The sequence below is a fragment of the Psychrobacter sp. GW64-MNA-CIBAN-0177 genome (assembly GCF_040309585.1).
In the GTDB taxonomy this organism is placed as follows: Bacteria; Pseudomonadota; Gammaproteobacteria; order Pseudomonadales; family Moraxellaceae; genus Psychrobacter; species Psychrobacter okhotskensis.
The window spans coordinates 76,610-86,878 of sequence record NZ_JBEOOY010000012.1; the positions used below are offsets into that span (position 1 = coordinate 76,610).

Genomic DNA, 10,269 nt, shown 5'->3' on the forward strand with positions numbered 1-10,269 from the left:
ATCTTGCAATATTAAACTTTCCACCTTTGGACTGATAGAGAAGGGCTTGTCATGGTATGGACTCAAACAAAGCGGCATGTGCAACTGAGTAGTGCCCATCCTGATATTGCCACCAGTATTATTCAGCAAGCTGACTTGGTTGAAAGCTTGCTCGGCATGCCATTGCCCGACAGTGTTTGGAGTAAGCCCGCTCTTATGCCAGCGCCTAATGCTTATCCAAGCCCTTATCATCAAGATCAACGGGCGCAGTCTTATCAGCAGCGCCAGCTCGCCCTCTATTGCGGCTACCGTATTAGCATCACCTTACTGCATCCACGAGCAGGACTGGATATAAAACAATGGCTAGGGCAAAGTCTCTCGATACATTGGCATACGGGGGATACGCTACTACCAAGCCAAAACCGTCACGGCATCATCACCGAAGCCGTTGCCCTTGGTAGCAACAGTGGCATGGCCGCCTACCGCATCATCTGTGAACCTAGCTTAGGTCAATTACGCCTAGCTAGCCATAATCGCCGTCATCATCATCTCAGTCTGAGCGAGCTTATCACCGATATTATCAGTCCATACGATATGAACGTTGAGATTGACGAGCGTCTCAGTGATGACAGCAACTATCATATACAGCATAGCGTCCAATACAACCAAACCGATCTCGCTTATCTAACCCAATACCTTGCTCTCTATGGCGTCACAGGCTATTACCGTCATGAGAGCGACAAGCACACTCTAGTCTTGTTACCTAGTGATGGCGAAATACTGCGCCCTGATACCAATGATATCCAAAGCACCTTAAGTCAAAACCCTGCCAACCTTGCTGATAGACAAGACCGCATTACTGCCATTCGTCCGCGTATTGCGCAGCATACTCAGCAAAGCGACCTACATCGTTATGACAGTCGCTTGATGAGTATCTATACTGGCAGTAGCAGTAGCGAGCAACCTATCGACTCATCAAACAGCACGCATCAGCGCTTTTTGCACAGTCATAGTTATTTAAACGATGATGGACTCACCGCACTTGCCACCCGTTACCAGCAGAACGCGCAGCAGTGTGCCAATCTAGGCAGCTTAACCGGCAATATCCGTCACCTACAACTACCCAGCGTGCATCATATTGACGGCAACCCTTATTTGATTGATCCGCTCAGTCTGGTCTCCATACATCAACACATTAACAATCATATTCCCGCAGATTGGCTGGGGGCAGCATCCTTTGACCCCATTACCTTACAGCCAAATACCAACTATGATAATGATGACGACAACGATGACAACGTCCATCATATCAATGCCTGCTACCTACCGTTTCCGCATCATCACCATATTCCTTATGGGGAACAGCTTGCTACACTTGGACAACCTCATCCGAGTCTGACAGGTCTGATGAGTGCCAGTATTATTGATACAGACAGCAGCGCCATTACTCATGATCGTAACCATCGTGCGCATATTAGATATCACTGGCAAAGCGAAGGCGACGATAGTGCGCATTGGATACCCATTGCTAGTCACCTCGTCGCCGACCACATGGGACAAACCCATCCCCTGCGTCATGGGCAACACGTCCTTATCGACTTCATCGATGGTGACATCACTCATCCCATCATCATTGGCAGTACCCATAACGGGCAAGGCAATACTGATGCTCAGCATAATAGCATCGTCAGTGATACCGACACTATTGACGCCACCAGTCCAACTTGGTTTATCAATCAAAGCCATGCTCATCCTATTGATGGGATTAAGACTCAAAGTATCGATAGCAGTCGCACAGGCGATGCCACCAAAGACAGCATCACCAATGGCTATAACCAGCTCATGTTTGACGCCCATCCTGAGAGTCCGCAGATCAACGCCTATAGCAGCAGCTACCAGTCTAGCTTAACTATCGGTCACCTATACCAGCACAGCGACCACACTCGTGGTCAAGCAAGAGGACAAGGCATCAGCATAGAGACTGAAGCTGCCGCCAATATTCAAGGCAGCACAGGTATTCATATCAGTAGCAGTCAAACTGCCAGCCAAGCATCAAACGCTCATATGAGTCACAGCAGCCATGGCAAACTGCAAACCGCGGATCAGCACCAGCAAGCCTACACCCAGCTGGCTGATACCCATCAGCCAGTGGGATTAGAGGGCAGCAGCAATAACAAGCAAAGCAACAGTAAAGATGCGCAAACGCCATTTGCCCAATTTAGCAAAGATACCAATGACGAAACCTTAAGTGAGTCTGGACAATGGCAACAAGCCAATCTGCTGATCGACTCTCAGCGTCATCTAGCGTTGCTAAGCGGACAACACAGCCAACATACCAGTACCCAAAACACGCACAGCCACGCCACCGATAGCACGCATCATCATAGTCAAACGCAAATGAATCAGTTGGTGGCAGGCGATGTTCATTACTACTCAAACAAAGCACAAACCCATACTGCCGCGCATGGTGATGTCACCATACAAGCGCATCAAAGCGAGATGCGACTCGATAGTGAGCAAATACTGCGCATCCATAGCCGCGACAGTATTGAGATCATCGCGCCTGATACGTTGACGTTAAAAGCTGCTGGCAGTGGAATTGAGATGTCTAGTGGTAATGTGACGTTTATCACGCCAAGACAAGTGGGCTATAAGGCGAGTAAGGTGGTTTGGGGTAGTGGGGGTGGATCAGGTTCTCCTGCTGTACATTTACCGACAGCCAAACTACCTGAAAACTTAGACTATTACCTACGCTATATAGTACATGACCAAGATGATAACCCGCTTGCTTTTACCAAATGTATGCTGATTAAACCTGATGGTTCAACAGAGATACATACGACAGATTATGAAGGCAAGTTAAAACTATTGATTGATGATGAATCGAAGGACTATGAGTTGCATGTCATTGTGCATGAAGAAATTGATTTAGACGACGATGATAGCGTAGAGGAGGCGGAATAGTTATGGCAGCCCAATATACAAGCCTTATTTTTATAGTTCCTTCTACCGTGGATATACATAAATTTCGCTATGATTTAGTGATTCAGTATAAGCCTGGAGAAGCAACTTATCAAAGAACAACAGGTACGAAGACAAAGCGATATATTGATCAAAAGTTTAACAATCAAGGCAAAACTATCGAACGTCAATTACCCAAAGGTGATATTCAAAAAATTAACTATCATATTAAGGTTAACGGCCAGTTAGTCAAAAATATTTCTACCAAGCCCAACAAAAGCAAAGGCGTGTTTCGTAAATATGAATTAAAAACAACCATTGCAGGTACTAAAAAAGACCCTAATACTATTAAGAAAATGCTAGTCGATACTACTGAGGTTGCTTGGTATTTAGTAAAAAGACAAGAGTCAGTTAAGGATTTCTTGAAAAGAATATACATATATACACCGACTTCAAAAGAAGAGAATATTTTCCGAGCAAACAACTCACATCTGACAGGCACTCCTATTCTTACTTTGCTGCCTGGTGATGTTGTTGTGTTATCTAACACATCAAATAGTAGTAACAAAGAATTAGCAAAAATAAAAAAAGAGGCTAAAGCCGCTAAGGTTGAATTTGAGAAAGCTAAAAAAGAGTTTAAATTTGATGCTGAATCGTTCGCTTACAATGCAGACGCCTTACAAGGTATGCTTATGCAAGCAGATTATGTAGCTTTGACTAAAAGTCCCGTAAAAAGTTTAGATAAACCATCAGGTGGTATCAATCTTGCTGCCCTAGCAGCAGGTACATCTCAAGGTATTGTTACTTTTTATGAAAACAGTAATGAATTAGTTCAAAAAAACTATGCAAAGATTTACAAAGCATTGGAGTATGAAAAATCAAAAGGATCTAAATTAGCAAACCCTAAGAATTTTAAGCTATTTAGAAAAAAGTATGCAAAATTGTTCAAAAATTATGATCACGCATTTTCACAAGAATTCTTCAAATATGAAACAGGTATTCAAACTAATAACCTAAGAAAGCAAATTGATAAAAACGTTTTTGCAAGACCTCATAATTATAAAGGAGGCATACCAGCCTATACTGATAATCTTAGAAATATGGGTAAGATTAGCAGGTTCACTTATCTTGGCGGTAATGTCCTCGTTGGAATAGCAGGGGCTCAAGCCTATATGAATATTGAAGCTGCTCGTAAGACAGGTGACAGTGATCATATAACAAAAACAACTATAACAGAGACTCTAAAGTTTGGTGGTAGTGTAGGTGGAGGATATTATGGTGCTCTTGCAGGTTCAGCCATTTTGGCAGTTGCTTTTGGGGTTAGCACTGGTGGCTTGGGTTTTGTTGTGTTAGGTGCAGGAGCAGTGATAGGCGGTACAATTGGAGGTTTGGCGGGCGGTGAAATTGGAGAGTTCGCTGGAGAACGACTTGGAGATAGGGTGAATAAACTATGATTACTTATGACCTTTTAGCAGATATTAGCGTTCTTATTTTTGTTGTAGGTATAATTATTTGGCTGATATCGCAACAACTTGTAATCCGTTATACACAAAAGAATTTAAAGTCGTTATGTTATTACCTTTATGGAGATGAATACTTTTATGAAGGTAAGCTAAACATGTATGACATGTTTTTTATGACTTTTATAGCTAGTCCTATTTTTATACAATATCACTTTGTATATAAAAGAAAAGGATATCTGCCAATGTTTAAGGGTGGTACTAGTGTGATGCATGCTAATTTAGACGAAAAAAACGCACTTTTATTAGTTAAGAAACATTATAAATGGTTGGTTTTGAACTTCATATCTTTATTACTTGGTTTTTTTTGGTTATTTGGAAGCGGTTTTTTCATGATGTGGGCGAAGCGAGTAGGACAATAGCAAATACTTATAATTGGAATCGATCGGATAAACAAAGCAACTAACAAAAATATCTTTAATTATATTAACGAAGCAAAATTTAAAGTAATCTTAACAGCCGCAAAAAAGAGCCGTCAAGACAAAGCCGCTATTGCCGCTGCACGTCAAACCTTTGTCGAGGCCATTACAAATCCAGAATTTGCTAGGGTAATGCGTGAAGACTTCCCTAAAAATGATGAGGACAGTCATGTAGGTTACGCGCAAATTATCGCCCAAGCCATTCAAGGCATCGGTATTGACGAGAGTAATATCGGCATACCTGACAGCATATGGGCAGACTATCAGCCTGAGCAAGCATCTGGCATGAGTGCCAAGCAAGAGTTTGAACAATCGCTACTACCCTGTATCTCAGGTGAGAAGCCTATTGAAGATAACTGGCTGATTAAAGCGTTGATTGGGCTTAATCCAGAAGACAACCAAAAGATGGAAAATGCTCCATCCTTTGAAAACTTAGCCCGAGCCGCTGACTTTGTTGGTACGAGCACCAGTTGGGTATTAGCATTTAAGAACAGACAGCAACAAAATAAAATCAATACTGCTATCGCTGCTCAAAGGGATAGTATAAACAAACTCGCCAATCATAAAGCTCAGATACTACTCACTATGAGCACTAATATGGCTCACATTAAAGACAACAATAAATTTTTGTATAAACTTGATCTGTGGTCACAAGCCACTGTTTATCAATCTACAGGCTTTCGTCTTGCTCAGAAAGTGCTTAAATATAGCCCAGAAGTTATATTAAATTATGGTAGTCAAAGGCTAACTCATACTATTAATAAAGCCAAACCACATAGTGCCTTGCTGCCTGCGAGCATAGATACTAACGCGGTAGGGACATCCTCTTCAACCAAAGCGCCTATTGCAATCGACTTTCAAAAAACCTATGGTATCGGTCAAAAAATGACGGATGTCTTCGACAAAGCCGCAGCAGGTAACAAAACTGCGCAAACGGTCGTCACTATGTACACGAGTGAAGAGTCAGCACGCGCCACGCAAACGATCAATCAGGACTTAGAGCAACAAGTGGCACAACTAAACCGTGACCTTGACCCTATTAGTGGTCAACATCGACAGTTAGAGCGCCAATCAGCAGGCAAAGCGGCACTAGTATCAGTAGGTATTGGTCTGTTTCAGTTACGTAGTATTTGGATGGGCAAGAGCAGTTTTGGTAGTATGGCAGCTCGAGGCGATCGGGCGGGTCTTGAGTTTATGACCGCTTATGCCAGTACGACGCTTGCGCTCACGACTGCCAGCCTAGATGCTGCCAACGCGGGATTACAGATGAAAGCGGCGCGTAGTGCATGGGTGGTAAGGCTTAGTTTAAGCGTGGGTGTACTTGGCGCTATAGGGGCTGGGTTTGAGGTGTATAGTTTACTTATCAGTCGTGAAAGACATGTGGAGAACAGAAGTAGTGTTAGTGCAAGAGCTACAAACATAGCAATGATTTCAGCAGGTGCGGCAGGTGTCTCAGGTGCAGCAATTGCTTTAGGTTTTACGATGCCATGGCTTGTAGGTATTATGGCAGTCGCTTGGGGCGTCAGTCTTATCGCTCAGTGGGTCGCGTTTCGCTATGACAAAGGTCACATTCTACCGATTCACTATTGGCTAGATGCTGGCGTCTTTGGCAATAAGGCTATGCTAAATAGCAAGTATCCCAATAATCCGTTTAAGATACAGGCAATGGGTAGCCTTGAGCAAGATATGCACGCTTACTCCTTAGCTTTAACTGAGATACAAGTCAACCCCAAATTTGCGACAAACACTGCTAATTTTAGACAAACATTATCAGGACAAATAGAGATAACATTAAGTCAATGGAATGATGATAGTGAGCTTGTCGTAGAGTTTATCGGTATCGGCAGTCGAGAGCTAGGACTAGATAGAAAGTCCTTCAACATAGAGACGCTTAAGCGACAAAACAAAGCCATTGAAACCTCAAAAGGACTAGAGGTTATATTAGACATTCCCAAGACCAGTCACTTTCAAGCGCAGTATTTAGGCTCATATAGGGAAGGGACGCGAGATCCCAGTAAGGAACGCGATATGCAAGAAGCGAGAGAGAGAGCACAAGCCAATACTGGTCGCGAAGTTGATAAACTCAGAGCCGTTGTGAAGTATGCGCTCAACCCAAGTATGAATCCATATTATCAACTACGTACAAGCGTCACAAGTCAATAAGGATAATATCATGCAATTACGCGACGACTTCGCCAAACATATCAGTGAGCTGCACAGTCCTATTGACCGTCCTTATACCACCAGTATAGATAAAAGCTTATTAGAGAGTACTGAAGATATTGAACATCTTAATAAAGAAATTCACGACATCAATCCTGATTACCTAACATTCCTACCTGCGTACTTTTGGGTATTTTATTTTGCTATTGGTTGGGTGTATTTTTCTTCTTTCATATTTTTTATTAGTTCTATTAATGAAATATTTCGCTTAGAAACTTCTAATGTCCCTCTACTAGTGTTAGATATTTTTATATTATTATTAATGTTTATAGTATTCTGTGCACCATTAGTATTACTTCTCTATCAATTTATTAGAAAGTATCTCATTCGCACCCAGTATTACTTCTTAAAAAAGCAGCAAAAAATAGCCTACTACTACCGTCCACTCTGGAAGTTTAGACAGCCCTATGCGCTTAAGATAGTGGACTACAAAGACGTTATTCCTGATTTGCATCAAGATCCATACAATCGAGCTTATACACCGCTTAATCTCTACGTCGCTGACCCTGAGACAGGAGATATTACCTATCATATAAAGCTTGAAGACTATCGGGTTAATCCGCGCGTGCAATGGGCCTTTATCCGTACCTATATGGAAAGCCCTGTAGATGAGTTGCCAGTAGATGCTAAGTTCTGTGAGGCTTATCCCGCTGACACAAGCAAATCACTATTTGCCTGTGCTGATATTATCTATCGCAAAAGCGGCATACTGCCTAGAGATCATTCTGGCGGTGGTCAGATCATGGTCTTTATAATAGGCTCACTATTTACACTTGGCTATCTATTGCAAGGAAACAATTATCAAACTGCCAAGCAAGCCATCTTACATCCTGATGTGCAAAAGCTGCTGACATGGGACGGTCAAAACAACCCGTATCCGATACAGCCCATAACTGATGAAGCCAAACTAGCCTTTGAAGGTAAAAATTGGGAGGTTAATGTCAGATGGGTATGTATCATACTCATCAACGTTGGCTTATTTGTATGGGCAGTGGTGGCTTATAATAGCTAGCAAGAATCAACAGATAAGTAAATAGCGCACAATTATGATATTACCAGTACCACAAAAACTCCCTATCGGTAAGATTATTGGACATCCTTATAAAGGAGAAATCAATAATTTCAAAGAGAAAGAATATAGCATTGATAGATTAAGTTCGCTGATTCATGAGGTAAACCCGGATTATTTGCTGTTTCATCCTTCTATCAACTCTATTCAATCAGTAATTCTGTTAGCATCTTATGGGGCGGCGTGGTTATTTGGACAAAGTTTTTTTATTTTCATTGTAGCAACGGTTAAATATTTTGTGATTGAAGAGTTTGAGTTGTTATCTTTATTTCCGATTGGAATGCTCATTCTTTTATTATCGATACTGGGCTTCGCTCCTTTTCTAACCCTTAAGCAACTTAAAACAAAAAAGTCCCGCTATTATAAAATTCTATTACTAAAACAAACGCAACAAATCGCCTACTATGAGCATAATCGCAAGCAAGAACCTGTTTTTCATCTTCTTAATTATAAAGATATTATTGCCTCTGTCAGAGGTAGTGAAGGTACTAATCTTGAGTCTCTCAACTTGCATATTATTGATAAAACAACAAATGAAATGATTCATTCAATTAAATTTGATGACATGCGACTTAACCCCTACGATCAATGGGCATTCATTCGCACTTATATGGAGCGTCCCGCAGAAGAGCTGCCTTTAAACACAGAATACGCTCAAGCGTGCCCAACGGACATGAGTCAGTCATTATTTGCCTGTGCTGATATCGCTCAAACCTCCAAAGAGTTTTATGATAAGAATCCTACTCATGAGTTTCGTCTCGCTGATTGGATTATTAGGTGCTGCACTATCAGCTATTTAGACCTTGCCGAAGGCAACATCTATCAATCCAGTGCCAATCCTGCACTACATCCGGAAGTTCAGCGACGGCTTATGTGGGATGGTCAAAACAACCCATATAACATCTTGCCTGTCACAGCAGAGCGCCAAGCAGCTTTTGCAAACCAAAACCAAGCGGTAAAGCTGAAATGGTATTCAGGTATCGCCGTGAATGCGACATGGTTTATTGGCTCGATATTGTATGTGATGCTGGTGATTGCTTAGATAAAAACTTATCAGCCAACCTCTATTAAACAGTACGAGAACCGCTAAAAATGAACAACTACATCATCAGACCTCAAGCAATCTATTTATTAGAACGTTACAGTTCACCCGTTTATTTTAAAGAGATGCGCGATGCTTTTGCGAATATGCTAGACGCTGCTGAATACGCTCTAGAACTATTCGTCAACGATTTACCCTTTGATTACCGTACGCGCTCCTTAAACCAACAACCTGATATCGTTTGGGGCGAGCGGGTATTGCCAAACCTGCGTGATACTCTAGACAGCTTAAATGTTGGCTATCAAGAGCTGTTAAATGGCGATTTAATAGCAATAAGATATGGTGGTAATGTTGAGAGTGATTTTCGCGCTATCAGTATGGATTATGATACCGACTGGATGCCAGAGCAGCAACAATTGGATTATGAGAAGTGGCGCCAAGAGGCGAGTTTGCGTGCTTTTAATATGGAAATAACCAGTTATTTTGGTTGGTGTATTGGTGATTTAATGGAAGATTATAGTACTGAATCGCGAGGACCGCTTAACCCACCCGAATCGTGGCCTATTTATCGCCTCAATCCTCAATATAGCGTTGAATTAGATGAAGTTGTCCCTGTTGCAGGTATTTATGTACCTAGTAGAGCAGATGCCAGTGCTCAAGTGTTATTGGATGGCATGTTGGCAAATGAAGCCTATGTCGGTTATGACCCAGAAACCATGCAAGCGGTCGGTATGGCGCCTGTTACTTGGATGTTGGTTGAGCGTATCGCGGATAGTGGTGGTGATAGCCAGAATGTCGCGCCAAAACGGTTACGCTGCGAGTCGGGTAAGCCCTGTCCACAGACTGGTCACTGGTGGTCACCATCCAGTAAGGATGTTAAACACTTTGAAGCAGGTGACATCATGCCAAAGATGAAGCGACTTGAATGGAAAACCATTTGGTATTTTAATGAGACCAATCAGTTGGATGATTAAGATAGCCCCCTATGGCAGGATAGTTGTCACCCCTAAAGAATAATCCAAATGGGGGCACAAGGACCAATCATGCCACGTTATA

Annotated in this window: 7 protein-coding genes; all 7 read left to right on the top strand. The window is 42.2% G+C overall.

The features are described 5' to 3' along the window. Nucleotides 1-51: 51 nt before the first annotated feature. The 7 genes from AAEY79_RS09235 to AAEY79_RS09265 all read left to right on the top strand — a co-directional run bounded on the left by AAEY79_RS09235 (nt 52) and on the right by AAEY79_RS09265 (nt 10,187). Entirely contained in the window at nt 52-2,943 is a 2,892-nt protein-coding gene (locus AAEY79_RS09235) for a contractile injection system protein, VgrG/Pvc8 family (RefSeq protein WP_352288096.1), read from the top strand. A 2-nt stretch (nt 2,944-2,945) separates the two neighbouring features. After that, a complete protein-coding gene (locus tag AAEY79_RS09240) occupies nt 2,946-4,394 on the top strand; it encodes a hypothetical protein (RefSeq protein WP_352288099.1) in 1,449 nt (482 codons plus the stop codon). Then, nucleotides 4,391-4,822, top strand: a complete 432-nt coding sequence (locus tag AAEY79_RS09245) for a hypothetical protein (protein WP_352288102.1) — start codon at nt 4,391-4,393, stop codon at nt 4,820-4,822. The genes AAEY79_RS09240 and AAEY79_RS09245 overlap by 4 nt, the downstream gene beginning before the upstream one ends. A gap of 189 nt (nt 4,823-5,011) precedes the next feature. Beyond that, on the top strand, nt 5,012-7,042 hold the full coding sequence (locus AAEY79_RS09250; RefSeq protein ID WP_352288105.1) for a hypothetical protein: 2,031 nt from the start codon (nt 5,012-5,014) through the stop codon (nt 7,040-7,042). A 10-nt stretch (nt 7,043-7,052) separates the two neighbouring features. After that, nucleotides 7,053-8,114 carry a hypothetical protein gene (locus AAEY79_RS09255; protein WP_352288107.1) on the top strand — a complete coding sequence of 354 codons (1,062 nt, stop codon included), beginning with the start codon at nt 7,053-7,055 and terminating at the stop codon, nt 8,112-8,114. Nucleotides 8,115-8,148: 34 nt separating this feature from the next. Then, complete coding sequence (locus tag AAEY79_RS09260; protein ID WP_201617648.1) at nt 8,149-9,213, top strand: hypothetical protein; 1,065 nt, start codon at nt 8,149-8,151, stop codon at nt 9,211-9,213. Between the two features lie 50 nt (nt 9,214-9,263). Beyond that, the gene (locus AAEY79_RS09265) at nt 9,264-10,187 is read left to right on the top strand and encodes a hypothetical protein (protein WP_352288110.1); all 924 of its coding nucleotides are present in this window, start codon (nt 9,264-9,266) and stop codon (nt 10,185-10,187) included. Nucleotides 10,188-10,269: the final 82 nt, after the last annotated feature.